This is a genomic window from Neorhizobium petrolearium (genome assembly GCF_029854435.1).
In the GTDB taxonomy this organism is placed as follows: domain Bacteria; phylum Pseudomonadota; class Alphaproteobacteria; order Rhizobiales; family Rhizobiaceae; genus Neorhizobium; species Neorhizobium petrolearium.
The window spans coordinates 2,979,928-2,994,981 of record NZ_CP123000.1 but is presented as its reverse complement, the minus strand read 5'-3'; the positions used below and the strand labels follow the sequence as shown (position 1 = coordinate 2,994,981).

18 protein-coding genes and 2 pseudogenes are annotated in these 15,054 nt (G+C 58.8%); 11 read left to right on the top strand and 9 right to left on the bottom strand.

The window, feature by feature from the left end; translation table 11 throughout:
* Positions 1–34: 34 nt before the first annotated feature.
* The 5 genes from QEO92_RS14860 to QEO92_RS14840 all read left to right on the top strand — a co-directional run bounded on the left by QEO92_RS14860 (position 35) and on the right by QEO92_RS14840 (position 3,223).
* Positions 35–346 (top strand): helix-turn-helix domain-containing protein, encoded by a 312-nt coding sequence (locus QEO92_RS14860; protein ID WP_227703555.1) that lies wholly within the window; start codon positions 35–37, stop codon positions 344–346.
* On the top strand, positions 339–1,592 hold the full coding sequence (locus QEO92_RS14855; protein ID WP_037149788.1) for a type II toxin-antitoxin system HipA family toxin: 1,254 nt from the start codon (positions 339–341) through the stop codon (positions 1,590–1,592). Before QEO92_RS14860 ends, QEO92_RS14855 begins: the two co-directional genes overlap by 8 nt.
* A 520-nt stretch (positions 1,593–2,112) precedes the next feature.
* Positions 2,113–2,328 (top strand): helix-turn-helix transcriptional regulator, encoded by a 216-nt coding sequence (locus QEO92_RS14850; RefSeq protein WP_037149602.1) that lies wholly within the window; start codon positions 2,113–2,115, stop codon positions 2,326–2,328.
* A gap of 320 nt (positions 2,329–2,648) precedes the next feature.
* Positions 2,649–2,873 (top strand): antitoxin MazE family protein, encoded by a 225-nt coding sequence (locus tag QEO92_RS14845; RefSeq protein WP_037149604.1) that lies wholly within the window; start codon positions 2,649–2,651, stop codon positions 2,871–2,873.
* Complete coding sequence (locus QEO92_RS14840; protein WP_037149607.1) at positions 2,870–3,223, top strand: type II toxin-antitoxin system PemK/MazF family toxin; 354 nt, start codon at positions 2,870–2,872, stop codon at positions 3,221–3,223. Before QEO92_RS14845 ends, QEO92_RS14840 begins: the two co-directional genes overlap by 4 nt.
* 48 nt (positions 3,224–3,271) lie before the next feature.
* Here QEO92_RS14840 and istA read toward each other — a convergent pair.
* The 5 genes and pseudogenes from istA to QEO92_RS14815 form a co-directional block, all read right to left on the bottom strand.
* Positions 3,272–4,588, bottom strand: a pseudogene (gene istA, locus QEO92_RS14835) (IS21 family transposase); the annotation flags it as partial.
* Between the two features lie 610 nt (positions 4,589–5,198).
* A complete protein-coding gene (locus tag QEO92_RS14830) occupies positions 5,199–5,441 on the bottom strand; it encodes a cysteine rich repeat-containing protein (protein WP_037155660.1) in 243 nt (80 codons plus the stop codon).
* A 169-nt stretch (positions 5,442–5,610) separates the two neighbouring features.
* Positions 5,611–6,150 (bottom strand): hypothetical protein, encoded by a 540-nt coding sequence (locus tag QEO92_RS14825; protein WP_227703554.1) that lies wholly within the window; start codon positions 6,148–6,150, stop codon positions 5,611–5,613.
* 116 nt (positions 6,151–6,266) lie between these two features.
* Complete coding sequence (locus QEO92_RS14820; protein ID WP_227703553.1) at positions 6,267–7,607, bottom strand: sensor histidine kinase; 1,341 nt, start codon at positions 7,605–7,607, stop codon at positions 6,267–6,269.
* 2 nt (positions 7,608–7,609) lie between these two features.
* Complete coding sequence (locus tag QEO92_RS14815) at positions 7,610–8,326, bottom strand: response regulator (protein ID WP_227703552.1); 717 nt, start codon at positions 8,324–8,326, stop codon at positions 7,610–7,612.
* Positions 8,327–8,827: 501 nt separating this feature from the next.
* Here QEO92_RS14815 and QEO92_RS14810 point away from each other — a divergent pair.
* Genes QEO92_RS14810 through QEO92_RS14800 form a run of 3 tightly spaced genes read left to right on the top strand, consistent with a single transcriptional unit; the run spans position 8,828 to position 12,128 of the window.
* Entirely contained in the window at positions 8,828–10,252 is a 1,425-nt protein-coding gene (locus QEO92_RS14810; RefSeq protein WP_227703551.1) for an efflux RND transporter periplasmic adaptor subunit, read from the top strand.
* Positions 10,249–11,409 carry an ABC transporter permease gene (locus tag QEO92_RS14805; protein WP_227703550.1) on the top strand — a complete coding sequence of 387 codons (1,161 nt, stop codon included), beginning with the start codon at positions 10,249–10,251 and terminating at the stop codon, positions 11,407–11,409. Before QEO92_RS14810 ends, QEO92_RS14805 begins: the two co-directional genes overlap by 4 nt.
* Positions 11,406–12,128 (top strand): ABC transporter ATP-binding protein, encoded by a 723-nt coding sequence (locus tag QEO92_RS14800; RefSeq protein WP_227703549.1) that lies wholly within the window; start codon positions 11,406–11,408, stop codon positions 12,126–12,128. The genes QEO92_RS14805 and QEO92_RS14800 overlap by 4 nt, the downstream gene beginning before the upstream one ends.
* A 64-nt stretch (positions 12,129–12,192) precedes the next feature.
* On the opposite strand, the gene QEO92_RS14795 is transcribed toward QEO92_RS14800, so the two are convergent.
* Positions 12,193–12,336, bottom strand: coding sequence for a hypothetical protein (locus tag QEO92_RS14795; RefSeq protein WP_280107530.1), 144 nt, complete (start codon positions 12,334–12,336; stop codon positions 12,193–12,195).
* Here QEO92_RS14795 and QEO92_RS14790 point away from each other — a divergent pair.
* The 3 genes from QEO92_RS14790 to QEO92_RS14780 all read left to right on the top strand — a co-directional run bounded on the left by QEO92_RS14790 (position 12,317) and on the right by QEO92_RS14780 (position 14,002).
* Complete coding sequence (locus QEO92_RS14790; RefSeq protein WP_227705172.1) at positions 12,317–12,931, top strand: SH3 domain-containing protein; 615 nt, start codon at positions 12,317–12,319, stop codon at positions 12,929–12,931. The two genes, QEO92_RS14795 and QEO92_RS14790, sit on opposite strands and share 20 nt — an antisense overlap.
* Positions 12,932–12,953: 22 nt before the next feature.
* The gene (locus tag QEO92_RS14785) at positions 12,954–13,283 is read left to right on the top strand and encodes a hypothetical protein (RefSeq protein WP_227703548.1); all 330 of its coding nucleotides are present in this window, start codon (positions 12,954–12,956) and stop codon (positions 13,281–13,283) included.
* Positions 13,284–13,372: 89 nt separating this feature from the next.
* On the top strand, positions 13,373–14,002 hold the full coding sequence (locus tag QEO92_RS14780) for a DUF4410 domain-containing protein (protein ID WP_227703547.1): 630 nt from the start codon (positions 13,373–13,375) through the stop codon (positions 14,000–14,002).
* A 72-nt stretch (positions 14,003–14,074) separates the two neighbouring features.
* Here the strand turns inward: QEO92_RS14780 and QEO92_RS33250 are convergent.
* The 3 genes and pseudogenes from QEO92_RS33250 to QEO92_RS14770 form a co-directional block, all read right to left on the bottom strand.
* Positions 14,075–14,359 (bottom strand): annotated as a pseudogene (locus QEO92_RS33250) (DUF3363 domain-containing protein); the annotation flags it as partial.
* A 58-nt stretch (positions 14,360–14,417) separates the two neighbouring features.
* Entirely contained in the window at positions 14,418–14,642 is a 225-nt protein-coding gene (locus tag QEO92_RS14775; protein WP_227703546.1) for a conjugal transfer protein TraD, read from the bottom strand.
* A 1-nt stretch (position 14,643) separates the two neighbouring features.
* A complete protein-coding gene (locus QEO92_RS14770; RefSeq protein ID WP_227703545.1) occupies positions 14,644–14,970 on the bottom strand; it encodes a conjugal transfer protein TraD in 327 nt (108 codons plus the stop codon).
* Positions 14,971–15,054 lie beyond the last annotated feature (84 nt).

The following is a 15,054-nucleotide window of genomic DNA, read 5'->3' as shown; positions in this document are numbered from 1 at the left end:
CATCTTGAGGGTAATGATATGTTTAAGGATCAAAATGAGGCCTGAACCAGAGTCTCTGCAGGAAATCGGTCAGCTGTTGAAGACCGCGCGCAAAGGCTTGGGGCTCACTCAAGAACAGGTTGCCGACATGGCGGGCATATCGCGTCCTCGGTATCGAGAGATCGAAACCGGAAGTGCTGCGGCCCGCGCGACGACCCTGATCAACATTGCTCGCGCGCTTGGTCTCGAACTGATGCTTATCCCGCAGGCGATGGTTCCGGCTGTCAATGCCCTATTTCAGCCGCATGATGACGAGGATGACTTGCCCGCCTTTGCCACCAGCCCCGATGATGATGCTGATGCCTGAGACGTATCTTGATCCGAAATCTATCTCATCACTTGACGTGCTGCTGAACGATCTGAAGGTGGGCACGATCGTCAGGACGCCGGGCGACTTCATTGCGTTCAGCTTTGAGGATAGCTACCGCGCGACGGGCGGCTTTCCTGTACTCAGCCTGTCTTTCCGAGCGGCAACCGGAGGTCTGCGCAAAGATCCGAAGCCTGTGGCCAGGGCTCTACCGGCCTTTTTTGCCAATCTTCTTCCCGAGGAAAAGCTGCGTGAAGCGATGGAGAAGCACCACGCAGGCAGTGTTCGCGCTGGAAACGACTTCGATCTGCTGATCGCGCTCGGGTCGGATCTGCCGGGTGCAGTCCGCGTCGTACCGGGCGAAGGGGCGATTGCTCGTATCGACGATTTGTCACTTCCCAAACCGAAAGCCCGATTTTCGCTCGCGGGTGTGCAGATGAAGCTATCTGTCATCAAGAACACGGGCAAGGGTGGCGGCCTGACCATACCACTGGGGGATGAGCAAGGGTCTTACATCGCCAAGTTTCCGTCGACATCGTTTCCGGGCGTCTCGGAAAACGAATATGCCAATCTCGCCTTGGCCGAGGCGATCGGCATGGGCGTGCCGGAACGTGAGCTCGTCGAGCAATCGGAATTCGAGGATATTCCGGAGGAATTCAAGACGCTGTCGGACGGAAAAGTCCTGCTCGTCAAACGTTTCGATCGCGGCGCCGGCGGCGCGCGGATCCATATCGAGGATTTCGCCCAGGTATTTGGCATCTATCCTTCGCGCAAATATGAAGGTGCGGCCTATCACGATATCGCCGCTGCCATCGGGATTGCCGTTTCTTCTGCGGCTGCTCTTGAATTCGTCCGCCGGCTGGCTTTTGCCGTCATCACCGGCAATGGCGACATGCATCTCAAAAACTGGTCGCTGATCTATCGCGGCGCGGATGACAAGCCGGCATTTGCCCCCGTTTATGACGTGCTCTCGACTGTGCCCTATATCCCGGCGGATGCCATGGCGTTGTCGCTTGCAGGTGAGCGCTCGTTCAGGACGATGAACGCGCAGCGGTGGAAGGTCTTCGCCAATCGTGCACGCCTGCCGGAAGCTGCCGTGCTTAAAGCAGTGACCGAGACTGTTGAACGCGTAAACCAACTTTGGTGGTCGCTGCCAGAGCGTGAGGTCGTTCCGGCAAAGGTGCTTGAGCGGATCGACGCGCACGTGAAGCTGATGACACCGATCCTCGGTACCCGTGCCGGCTGACGTGGTCATCGTGCCAAACGTTCAGACCGTCAGTGAAACACCGCCAATCCCCATCAACCCGAACGACAATTCTCCTGGCCGTCTTCACCTGTTCCCACAGGACATCGTCAACGGTCCTGAGCGATGGGACTTCCTGGATGACGTGCAATTCCGAAGCGAGATCCGGGGCGCCCTTCCGGTTCGATAAGGGTACTTGTGAACGTCCAAATAATGGGCACGCTCTTAAGCGTGGACGCAGCAACGTCCTGTCGACTCGACGAAGGCAGGATTGACTGGAATTTTGGCAGGACGCGCAGGCGGGAGATCGGGATGTGAGGCGGAGGCCAATAAGGATCGCACCACTCATGAATATGGTAGTCCTTTTGCAAGGTGCACGCCGGGGCCGCCGCCGTTCTTTGAGATGAATTCGACGCCTACTTGAACCAAACGCGGACGATTTTTGCATCGGTATCGGGACGACCGCCCTCGTTCTGTCTGGTTCAGCGGCAACCAGAAACAGCCAGCAGGAGGCAGCGCGACCATGCCCGCACCAGACCGTATTATTCGCATGAACACCGTTCTTTCCCGCACCGGCCTGTCCAAGACCACCAGCTATCGCAAAATCGCGGATGGGACGTTTCCGGCCCAACTCAAGATCAGCGTCAACGGCGCGGGATGGCATGAATCCGATATCAACCGATGGGTTGAAAACCCCGTCGCGTGGCGTGCCGCCAATAACAACGAGAGAAGCCGCTGAACGTGAGCCATAACGGTCGTGCCCTGCCGAAGCGAGGGAAAGCCTTGTCTGCTTCGGGAAAGCATGCCGGAACGAAACCGGCCCCTCAAGGACGAGCCGCTTCGCGGTGGCTGCGCCATCCTTGACCGCCCGCCTCCGCCCCGACAATTCGCAGGGAAGCCGAATAAGGCGGGAGTGGGAGCGCAGGCGCTCCACGTCCGACGAAGGGAACAGGCGGCGGTGTTGGTGCCTGTGGCGGATTTATCGGCGCTTTCGGCAGAAAATCATTGGCATGGCCCCATATCATAGGTTACATGTAACCAAGATTGAAGGAGAAGAACATGGTTTCCGCATCAAAGCCGAAGCCTACGCGCGTAAAGGTGGGCGAACATCGCGCCCGGCTGCGTGCTCAAGGTCTGCGTCCGATCCAAATTTGGGTGCCGGACGTGCGTGCGCCCTCATTCAAGGTCGAGGCTCACCGCCAGTCGCTTGCGGTCGCGGCAAGCGCACAGGCGGCGGACGATCAGGCGTTTATCGATGCCGTCTCCGATTGGGGCGATGAATGAGGCGGGGGGATATCTGGACGGTCGCGGGCGGCAAGGATTACGCGGGCAAACCGCGTCCGGTCGTGATCATGCAGGACGACAGTTTCGACGGGACGGATTCGATCACCGTCTGCGCCTTCACATCGGATGATACGGAAGCGCCGTTGTTTCGGCTTCCCGTTGCCCCGGACGAGCGCAATGGCCTGCGGCTGTCTTCCCGCCTGATGGTGGACAAGATCACCACCGTCCCGAAATCGAAGATCGGCGAGAAAGTCGGACGGCTGGACGACGAAGATATAGTGCGACTCAATCAGGCGATGCTGGTTTTTCTCGGGCTTGCCGTGTCGCCAAGGGTAAGGGGAGAGGCTTGAGTCTGCCGTTTGCGACCTACGTCAAAACCGCAACGCGCAAGTATTTACCGCCAGCGCCAGGATCTCGACCATGGTCTTGCAGGCCTGCTTGTCGGTCAATCGTTCCAGCAGAGCCTCGAAGGTCTGGCGATACTCCAGCCTCGGGAAGAGCTGGTCTCGATAGACGAGCCGCAACAATGCCATCGGCTTTTGCCGTAGGGAATGAATGACGTGCCGGTAGTTGACGACCTGGCTGTGGCGGCCGTCAGGATGGCTCCGCCCTCGAGAGAGCGTCATGAGATAGGTGCCGCCGACGAACACATCGAGCCGGTCATCGAAGAGACGCACCCGTAGCTGATGCCCGATCAGGCGTGAAGGCACGCTGTAGAAGACCTTGCGCAGCGTGAAGCCACCGGTGCGCATGACCCTGACGACCACCTCCTCGGAGTCTGTCGTCCTGCGCTGCGGCAATTCCTGAAGATGAGGTCTTTCGGCTTCGATACGTTTGAGATTGTGGGCGTTGCGGCGGCTGACAATCTCATCGATGAAGGCACGGTAGGCGGCAAGATCGTCGAAGTCGTTGCTGCCGCGCATGAGCAGCGCGTCGCGGACCGCTGCCTTGATATGCCCGTGCACGCTCTCGATCGAACCGTTCTCGTGTGCGACGCCTTTGTTATTACGCGTCGGCTTCATGTGGTAATGGGCGCAAAGTTCCTCATATCGATGCGTCAGGTCCTCCCGCTCATTGGTGGTCAGGTTACGGAATGCAGCCGACAGGCTGTCGCTACGATGGTCGTGCGGCGCGCCGCCAAGGGACCACAGGGCATTCTGCAGCCCTTCCGCAAGAGCGACGAAGCTCTCTCCGCCGAGGATGACATGGCCATGTTCGAAGCCGGAGTAGGCAAGCCGGAAGTGATACAGGAGATGATCGAGGGGCTGCCCGGCGATCGTGACCTCCAGACTATCCATGTTGGTGAAATCCGAAAGGCCCAACCGGCCGGGCTCGTGAACCTGCCGGAAGATGACCTCCTGCTCTGCGCCATGCACAGCGCGCCAGGAGCGAATGCGCCGCTCCATGGTCCGACGAATGCCGTCTCCAAGCTCCGGGTGGCGGCGCAGCATCTCCTCGAATATCGCTACCGCCCGTATTCCGGGCGCAGCCTGAAGCAGGGGAACGATCTCGGCATCAAAGATATGGGCCAGTGGATCTGGTCGCCGGCGTTCCCGCGGTTTTGTCTTTTGAGATAGGAGACGTGGATCCTTCTCGATCCGGAAAGCTGTCGTGCGGCCGATCGAAGCCTTTGCGGCAGCAACGGTGACGGAATGATTTTGACGTAACTTCATGAAAAGCCTCATCTGATGATCGTTTACATGGCGACCTGGCACAAAGTGATTCTCCGGTTTTGGAAAATCGCCAGATTGACCGCGATCACAAGCGCAAGGCAGGCCTGATTTTGGCGCCGCGGGCCGTGGGCATAACTTCGATCGGGCTACGCCCTCACTCCGTTACGCCCACCACCCGCAAAGTCCCATCTTGATTGACGCTGGAATTCCACGTTGATCGTTGCGCGGCAACCTTGCACTCCACCGCCCAGTCGCCAAAGCCCGCTTTGAGGGCATCGGCGCCATCAGGCAGCAATGGTCGGCCGTCCTCAGGACTCGGAGGGCTCTCATTCATCTGGTCGTTGATCGGGGGGGACCGTCGAGCGTGGATTGCGTAAGGTTGTGGCGCTGCGAGAGTTCATCTGCAGCGTGCTTGCTGACCGAACCTTGAGCGACGCCATACAGTAGAGAAAGTATGGCGAGCGTGCAGCACGAGGTGTTCAGGAAGACGGTCTTGTCCACCATTTATACTATGCCCTCTGCGCTCCGTCTTAGGCAGCGCAAGTTTTGGCGAACGCGAACTGGCCACATCGCATCGATGAGGCCAGCCGGCATTTGCCACCGTTGTTACCGAGATTTCCAGTTTGACGCGAAAGGCTGAAGTTTATTGGGATCATTTCGACTGGCGGGTGGCTTTAATCTCCATCAACTTTGCGGTGCAGGTCGCCGAAACGCTGGACGCATTCTGCTGGAGGCATTGCAGCAATTTTCCGCCACCCGGCTGAATTCCGCTGCACAGCCGCCGCACGTCTGCCTCGCAGGCTGAGCGCACCTCACGCATTTGCTGGCGGCTCATCTCCTGAGCATTGACCGTACCGGCGACTGCCACAAAGGCAAGGATCAAATAAGCTTTCATTCGTAGACTCCCGAATGTGGTTGTATGAAAGAGAAGGCGGACGGGCCTGCAGTGTGATCGATGGTGCGACGGCCCGTCCGTTCCGGCACGGGGGTAAGTGCCGAAAGTCATGACCAAGGTGCGGAAAGAGAAGAAAGTCCAGCCGGTCTCAAATCTTCGCAGGATCGTTTCATCCTCGGATGAGCCGCGGCATGCGCGCCGCTTCAAGCTGCTCGGGCGTCAGCTTCGAGCGAAGGTCCGCGATTGCCTGCTTCAGAGCTTGGGCTTTGCCGGCATATACTGCCAAGGCATCTGAGATGGCTTCGACCCGGCCGAACGCTTCCGGTCCCTCGGGGTGCTCATCAGGCCCACCAATCACGGAAATCAGGGCCTCGCGATCCGGGATCAGCGCGAGGACGGCCTGGGCGTAAGCTCGCCAAGCGTCCTGTTGATCAGCGCGGATGCCGATAGCAGTTTCCTGGGCGGAAAGCATACCCGCCAGCCGAAAACGGATGACCTTCCCGGTGTAGTAATAGCGCAGGTCATCAAGACGAGCGCTCAGAGCATAGAAGCTCGGAAAGCCGCCTTCCGAAGCTCCGAAATGACGATAATCATAGGGCTCCTCAGGACGAGGGGCGTTCGCGTCCTGCCCCTGAGCCAATCCCGCAAGCGGAATCACGGCGAACAGCAACGTGCCGGTGAGAATTGAGAACAGCGCCGGTTTCTTCATGGCGACCTCCGTTTGTTTATCGATGGCATGACCATGAGGGCTGCAGTTTGCTCCCGAATTTCTCTCCTGTAGGAAAATGTAGCTATTTGTTGCTTCGGCAAGGCATGCTGGCCGGCTCAGCCGGCGATGTACAAAGGGAGCTTGATGCTCACCAGCCCACCGCGTGTGCCGTTTTCCACTGAGATTGTTCCGCCCTGTGCTTCCAGAAGCGTTCGAGCTACGGCAAGGCCAAGCCCTGCGCCGCCTGTTTTGCGGGCGCGGGAAGGTTCGGCACGGACAAACGGCTCCAGCAATAACTCCCTTTCCTCCTTCGAAAACCCAGGCCCTTCGTCCGCGATAGAAATTCGGGCGTACCGACTTTCCACAGCCAGCGTCACATGCGCACGGTTCCCGTATTTCACGGCATTATCGACGATATTGCCGATGACGCGCCTGAGGGCGATCCGGTCGGCGAGAATCCAGATCTCCCTCGGGGAAGGGGGCATTTCGAGTGTCACGGGCAGGCCAGAACTCCTGAAATCCGCCATTTCGGCGCTCAGCAGTGCCGCAAGGTCGAGCAGTTCCTCGTTTAGCGCTCCGACACCCGCCCGGGAGGTCAGTAATGCGTTGTCCAGGAGGTCGATCATGTCGTCGATGTCAGCCGTGGCCCGTTCTTTTTCTCTATCGTCAGGAAGCTGTTCAAGGCGCAGCCGCAGGCGCGTAGCAAAGCTACGAATATCATGCTGGATTCCGCCGATCAGGGCCATGCGGGATCGCGTCATGGTATGCAGCCTCGTCTGCAGCCTGTCGAAAGCCCTGACCAGTGCGCTTATCTCCGGCGTCGTAGTGCGAACGTGGGGAAGCGAAACAGGTTCGCCTGATGGATCGATGCTATCCAGGGCGGTGGCGAGTCTGGTGAGCGGCTTGATCTCCCGGTGCAGCAGATAGAAGGCGATACAGGCAAACAGGGTTCCGACCAGCCCGGCTCCCATGCCTGCGGGCAAGCCAAAAAGTGTCACGATGAAAGGTGTACGTGCTTGTGCCACAAGAAATTGACTATCGTTGAGTCTGATCCAGAATTCGAGAGGTCTGGCTGTTCGGACCAGATGCCGGGGGCGCCGGATACCGTTTTCCGCGTCCTTCAGCTGGATATGCTGCAGCTTGTCGCCGAGAAGCAGCCTATAGGGTGAGAAGTCGGCATTGTCGGCCAGGTTTTCGCCATCCTTTGGAACCGCGCCGGTCGAAACCAAGCGCACATCCAGCATAGAGGATTGAAGGGCCTGGAGGGCGAGTCGTCGTTCACTCGGCGCAATGGATGATACAAGATCGCTGATTGCCTTCAGCTGTTCAGGTGCAAGCTGCGTGGTTGTGCGAGACAGATCATTGGACCAGTAGAAGGAGGCGATCAGAGTAATCCATAAGGCCAGCAGAGCACTTGCCCCGATGGCGACGACCCGGGCGGTAAGGCCGAAGCGCATGTCTATGTTACCTGCCTGACCGGCACGGTCAGCAGGTAGCCACCATTGCGAATGGTATTGATGAGGTTGCAGCCGGAGCTCAGTCGGTCCAGCTTTTTTCGGACGCGCGAAATCAGGATATCGACCGTTCGGTCAAAGGGATCGGCGCTACGGCCGTGTGTCCAGTCGAGGATCTGTTCTCTTGATAACACGCGACGTGGGCGCAGGATGAAGCACGAAAGCAGATCGAATTCCGCGCCCGTTAGTGCTACCAGTTCGCCCTCTTCAGTATAAAGTTGCCTGGCATCCAGATCGGCCACGAAACGGTCGAAGGCGTAACGGCGCGAAACGAGCTGTACCTGCTGCGCCGATGTGCGGCGCAGCAGCGCCCTCACACGCGCGAAAAGTTCCCTTGGCCCGAAGGGTTTCACGACATAGTCGTCCGCGCCGATCTCAAGGCCGACCACACGGTCCGTCTCATCGCCCTTCGCTGTCAGCATGAGGATGGGCGTGCTTTGCTCCGACCGCAGCCGGCGACAGATAGAAAGCCCATCCTCTCCAGGCAACATCAGATCGAGGATGACGAGATCGGGCCTGCTGCGCTCAAGAATCCTGTCCATCTCCCGGCCATCCTGGGCCATTTCCACGCCAAAGCCCTCGCGACGAAGGAAATCGCCGACCAGCCGGCGGATTTCGGAGTCGTCGTCAACGATGAGGATGGTCTTTGTCTTTTGCTCCATGGCTCGCAGCAGGACATTTCACGGCGGGAAAATCAACTGCGAAATCGGGGAATATACAAAACGATACATGCCGGAAAACTCTCTCAACATCTTGAAAAGACCGGTTCATCGGCCGGAAAAGAACGGAACCGAAGATGCGTAAGTCGATACTGCAGACTTGAAGCGTCGACAGGAAACCGGAGCAAGGAACAGAGAGATGAACAGAAGACTGCGAGCGGGCGTTATTATCGGCGTTCTCGCTCTCGCCGGCATCGGTGAGGCCGGCGCTGTCGAGCGCAATGCAACTGTTACCGGCCCACGGGGAATATCCTCCGTGCATGCCCAGGGAGGATGCAGCGGAGGTTCGTGCTCTCGCAGCATTGCACGTACAGGCCCTTATGGCGGAACCTTGATCCGATCCGCAGCCGCGAGCTGCAATTCCGCAACCGGTTCCTGCAGCGGCTCACGCACGACCACAGGCCCATATGGAGGAACGATAACCCGTCAGGGCAGCATCGCACGATGACGCCCGCAGCGCCCGATGGAGCACCTTCCCGCCCTATCCAGGCTCTGTCGGGCGCATCCTCGCCTGGAGATCTCGACCTGCGCCCGAATCCGATCGTTCCGGCAACAGAAAAGCTGTCGCCTGGACCCAATACTGGCGGCAGACCGGTGAGCGAAGTGAAACCGGAAGAAAAAGCCGAACCGTCGCAAACACATCCGGTCTTGCCAGCCAGCCTGCGATCCGGCGGAAGGCAGCATCAAAGTGCCCTTGCTCGGCCGCCTTCTACACCTTCGCGATCGGGAAACAGGATAGCTGTACTGATCACGGTTATTTTGATGGTGGTTACAGTTCTGCTGGCAACGCGCTACATGGTCGCCAAACCAGTAGAATTGATGTCTGCGAGCCGTGGCTTTTTCCAGGCGGAGATCACAGGACCCGGCACGCTTGATGCGATCGACAAAGCTGGTGTCAGCTCCAGTCTGCAGGGCGTCATCACTGCGCTTTACGTCGATCGCAACGACGTGGTCGCCAAAGGCGAAATCATCGCCGAAGTAAACGCCCAGGATCTGAAGGCGCAGCTTAACGCTTCCATCGCATCGCAAGAAGCTGCCCGTAAGGCCGTGGAAGCGGCTTATGCCGACAGCCGGCGAGCTGAAGCTACACTCGCAAATGCCCGTTCAACGCTTGTCCGGCAACGGGAACTGGCGCGCACCGGCACGTCATCACGATCTGCCCTTGAATCGGCTGAAACCTCTGTTCAGCAGGGGGAAGCCGACGTCGCCAAGGCCTACTCCTCCGTTCATCAGGCCGAGGCGCAGGAAGCGGCGGCCGTCGCGACTGTCGAGATGAACCGGGCGCTGCTGGACAAGTCGGTGATCCGCGCGCCGATCGACGGCGTGGTGATCGCCCGCAACCTCAATATCGGGGACATCGTTTCACCCGGCACAGCGATCGTGGAAATCGCCGACCCCTTGAGTATTGTGCTCACGGCCCGTTTCGATGAAAGCGGGATTGCTTCGATCTCGGCAGGTCAAACCGCGACGATCCGGTTCGTCTCACAGCAGCAGACTTCCATCAGCGGGAAGGTGCGCCGTATCAGTCGTCAGGTTGACACAGAAACACGGGAGTTCACCGCTGATATCACGCCTGACGGCTTGCCGGCAAACTGGGCGATAGGCCAGCGCGGTATCGCCGTCATCGGCATCGCCGGCAAGAGTGGAGTCATTGCCGTCCCTTCCGCGGCCATCGGAAGAAAGGATGGCAGCCCTGGCGTCTGGGTGGTCCAAAACGGCAGGGCGGCATGGCGTTTCTGCGAACTCGGTGCGATCGGAGGGAAATTCGTCGAGATTGTGGACGGGCTCAACGGGGGCGACGTCCTGATCACCAATCCCGAGAGCGCCTATTCCTTCATGCGGGTCAAGGAAGTGGCGAGGCAATTATGAATCTCGGATTCAAGGACATCCGACACAATCTCGGCCGCTTCCTGATGACTGCGGCCGGCGTCGCCTTCCTAGTGACCGCCTCAGTTGGCATGATTGGCCTTTACCGCGGCATCGTCGAGGATGCGCTGCTGATCATTGATCGCATCGGCGCCGACCTGTGGGTTGTGCAAGGCGGACGCTCCGGTCCGTTCTCGGAAAGCTCGGCGATATCGTCCGACATGGACCGCCGCGTGGAGGGCATTGCTGGCGTTGCCAACGTGCGGCGGTTCGTGCAGGTCAGCCAGCAATTCGCCTTTGGCGATCGGCAGTTGCGTGCCTCTATCACTGGACTCGACTATCCGAAGGACCGTGGCGAATGGGTACCGCTGACCGCCGGCCGACATCTGGCGAACGGCCATTTCGAGGCGATCGCCGACCCCAGCATCGGTCTCGGTCTCGGTGATCGCGTACGGCTCGGCCAGGATGACTATACGATCGTCGGTATGACGCGGGGAATGGTCGACATGGGCGGCGACGGCCTACTTTTCGTCACGGTGAATGATGCCATGGCAATCGCCCAGCGCAGGACGAGCGAAGAAGTGCTGCTTGCCCGAAACGCAAGGGGGCAAAGTGTGGAGGCGGCAAGCGGCAGTTCCGTTCAGCAGGACAGCAAGATCGCAGCAACGCTGGTGACGCTTAACCCAGCGGCGAACGAGAAAGCGGTACGCGCCGCGATCATGGTTTGGGGCGATGCGAATGTTCTCAGCAAGGCCGACCAGGAGAACCTCCTGCTCAACCAGCGCCTCTGGCGGCTGAGGGTGCAGATCCTAGCCTTCACAGCGGTGCTGCTTATCGTGATGGCAATCGTCATCTCGCTTATCATCTACATGCTGACCATGGAAAAGCGTCATCAGATCGCGATGCTGAAGCTGATCGGTGCACGCAACTCGGTCATTATCGGAATGATTGCCGAACAATCCTATTTGATCGGTGCCGGAGGCCTTTTGCTCGGGTTTGCGCTTTCCAAGCTCCTTTTTCCTTTTTTTCCGCGCAGGGTCGTCATGGACACCCTTGATCTCGGAATGCTTGCGCTCGCTATGGCCATCATCTGCGGCTTTGCCAGCTTGCTCGGCATTTCCCGCGCCCTCAAGGTCCGGGCGCAGGAGGTGCTGTCATGAGCAGTCCAGCAATCCTGAGCGTGCGGAACGCGTGCCGCTACTATTCGAGCGGCGAAACCGTGGTCCGTGCACTCGACGATGTTTCGTTGGACATTCGTCCGGGCGAAGTCGTCGGCATTCTCGGTCCGAGCGGTTCGGGCAAGAGCACACTGCTGTTGATCGCCGGGCTGCTGGAGCCTCCGACGGCCGGCGAGGTTTATTTCCGGGATCGGCTGGTCTCGCATCCGGACGCCGATCTGGACAGCCTCAGGGACTTCCGACGCAACAATATCGGCTTCGTCTTCCAGAAGGCCAATCTCATTCCCTTTCTGACCGCCGTCGAAAACGTGGCACTCGCGCTCGAGATTGACGATGTACCGTCGCGACCGGCGCGCCAATATGCCTCAAACCTGCTCGATAGTGTGGATCTTGCCCACCGCATCGACAATCTCCCGACACGGCTTTCCGGTGGCGAGCAGCAGCGCGTTGCGGTTGCCCGAGCACTTGCAAACGATCCATCGCTGATCCTTGCCGATGAACCCACCGCTGCGCTCGACAGCGTCCGGGGGCGCCAGGTGATTGCCCTGTTCCGGCAGATCGCTGACACGAGACAAGCCGGTGTTGCCGTCGTCACACACGATCCTCGGGTCCAGGATCTCTTCGACCGCACGATCGAACTCAGGGACGGCAAGATCGCCTCCGAGTACATAGCCAATGACGGCACGGCAACTGCCGGCTGATACAAATCTCTACAAAACTCAACAGCTGGGAAAGACGCCAGCCAAGTTCGAATTCAATCATACCTCATCCCTGTCGCGCACGCGACATCGCAAAGAAAAGAATGGAGATCATGATGTTGAGAAAGCTCTTGCTGGCAGTGGCGATATTGGCCGGTGCTTCGTCGGTCGCCACTGCGGCCACCGTTGCAGTGGCAACGGGAAATGTCAATTTGCGGGCAGGGCCTTCCACTGCTTATCCCGTTGTCGTCGTGGTTCCGGTCGGAGCCCGCATCACGACGCACGGCTGCCTTTCAGGCTACACTTGGTGCGACATTGCCTTCGGGACCTACCGCGGCTGGGTTTCGGCCAATTACATTCAGGTCGTCTATAAAGGAGGCCCGGTCGTGCTCACGCCCGCCATAGCGCCAGTTGTCGGCGTTACAGTCGTGGCCTTCAGCAAGGCCTACTGGGATGCCTATTACCCAGCGTATCCATGGTACGGCCGTTGGACGTCCTATTATCGTCCCTATCCCGCCTATCCTGTCGCGCCCCCGCCGCGCGTCACCTCCTATGATCGGTCGGTCAATTGTGCCGACGGAAGTTGCACGGCGACCCGTTCAGCGACAGGTGTTTATGGAGGCTCCACAAACCATACGCGCACATGCAGCGGCGGAGAATGCTCAGCTACGAGGGAGACAGTTGGTCCCTATGGAAACAGTGCATCACGGGTCCGAAACTGCAGCGCCAACACACAGTCCTGTAGCGTGACCAGAACAGGTCCTCGCGGCGGGACAGCAACAGGCACGCGTCAGTTTCAACGATAACAATAGGACTACGGCGCCGGACATGACCAGAATTTCCGCTGTTCAGGGCATCCTGTGGGGCTCGCCCGTCCTGTTTTCCCTCTTATTTACAGTGGAGGCCGCCTTCGGCGAGGAACCCGATGCTGTCCCGCTTCCTCTTGTCGAAGTCTGCCTTCTCCCTGATGAAATGAAGGGTAATACCTGTGCCGCCTTCTTCGTAGACAAGGATGGCTACGAGATCTGCCTCAAGGACGAGATGAGCGGAAAGATGCACTGCTCGAGCAGCTATCGATTGGACGATGGCAGCATGAGACTTGCTCCTGAACACAGGTCGGGGCCTTCCGTCAACGGCCTGCGCTCTACGCAATTCTGACCTAACCGGATGTCCGTGTGAGGTTTTGCCTGTTCTGTTGCGGGGCAGTTCTTCGTCATATTTCACAACAGCGCAATCAGGGTTCTCTCATGCTCCGATTTTCGTCTTCTATGATCCTGGCAATCGCTGTCACCGTCTTGGTCGGCTGCGGCGCCCGCGTCACCATGACAAGTGCCACGGGAGCCGAAAAAGGGAAAACTGAATTGATAGTTGTGGAGGCAAGGTCTTCAGTCGCAACGAATGACTTGTCGTATAGCGATGCAGCGAACGCCGCAGCTCAACTTCAGGACCTTGTTGTCGCTGAATTGAAAAAGCGCAGCATTCCGACCGTCAGCGTGTCGTCGATGGAGGGACAAAGGGGTTTTGGACGGGAAAGAACGGCTTTGCTCGCGCTCTCGATAACAAGAGCGGAGAGGGGCAATGCGACGAAGCGCCTTATCATCGGCTTTGGGTATGGGAAATCACAGCTTGAAGTCGACGCCAAGCTCCTGGCCTCTACGTTGGCTGAGCAGAAGGTCATTGCAGGTTTCAGGACGAATGCGGGGAGTGGCTATAAGCCAGGCATTGTCATGCCGCTCGGTATTGGAGCTGCGACGGGTGGTTATGTTCTCGCATCGGCCGGCGTCAATCTGGCAACCGGTCTCACAAAGACCCCCGATCGGGATCTGCAATCGACGGCAAAGGCCATCGCTAAAACAGTTGCTCAACAATTGCGATAACCAGCAATGCTTCCAAAGGAACTGGTCGCAGACGTGATATAAAGCGGTGCTTGATGCTGGCAATACCTGAATCTCCAGTCCAGGCCACCGTCTCAACTGCCACGATTTCGAGCCCCTCTGCACAGCGCCCACGCGATCTCGCGGTCTATGACCGGCCGTCGGGAACTAAGGTGAACTCGCCGATTTCTCGACCAGGACGTATTTGCCGCTCGATAGTTGCATTGTTCCGGTGAACTTACCGCCCTGCTAATCCGCGGCGCGATACGGCTGAACTTGCTTTCGATCGTTCTACTTACGGATAGCGCGTCTCTGTTCGATATGATGCTCGTGGTGCTGGTCCATCGCCTCCCGCACCTGCTACCCAAAACAGTTCTCCTTCCCAGTGCAAGCGCCAAGCCATGCCCAGACTGCGCGCTCAATCCTTGAACGCCTGTTTTCCTCTCTCGGTCCACAGATTACGCGCCTGTTCGCCCTGTTCGCCCTGTTCGCTTTGGAGCTTTTCGGCCATCCAAATCATCGCGCCGAAGATAATGGAGCGGTCATCGTTCGTCAGGTCCACGATGCCCGCCTTGACGACGAGGCCGCTAAGCTCGATCAGGTGCCGCGTTCTCTTTCGTCGCTCGACTTGCCATGTCCCCATGTCATTCCGCGCCCGTTGCACCTGATGGCGATTGCGCGCTGCCCGATTGCGTCGGATAGCTACCAGCGTCATGATCATTTGCCGCAGCAGATCGCCGCGATTTGTTCCGAAACCACGCCGCCCCGCGTCTGGCCCACGCCTCCCGCTTGGTTGCGTCCTTCGTCTCTGCGATGGCGACCAACGCGCCGGCCAGTTCGTCGGGCGTGAGGCTATCAGCCCCGGTGGCGATCAGCAGTTCGCCAAGTTGTTGCACCTTGCGCTGTTTCAGTTCCTTGGCCTTGTCTTCCAGCGCCCTCAGTTCCGCGTCGAAATCTCTCGGCTTGCGCATGTCCGTCTCCATCGGTTCCGTTTGTTGTCGATGCAGGCATGATAGTTGAGCCTCTTGCGAAACGCTTCTATGTTGGTGGGACGG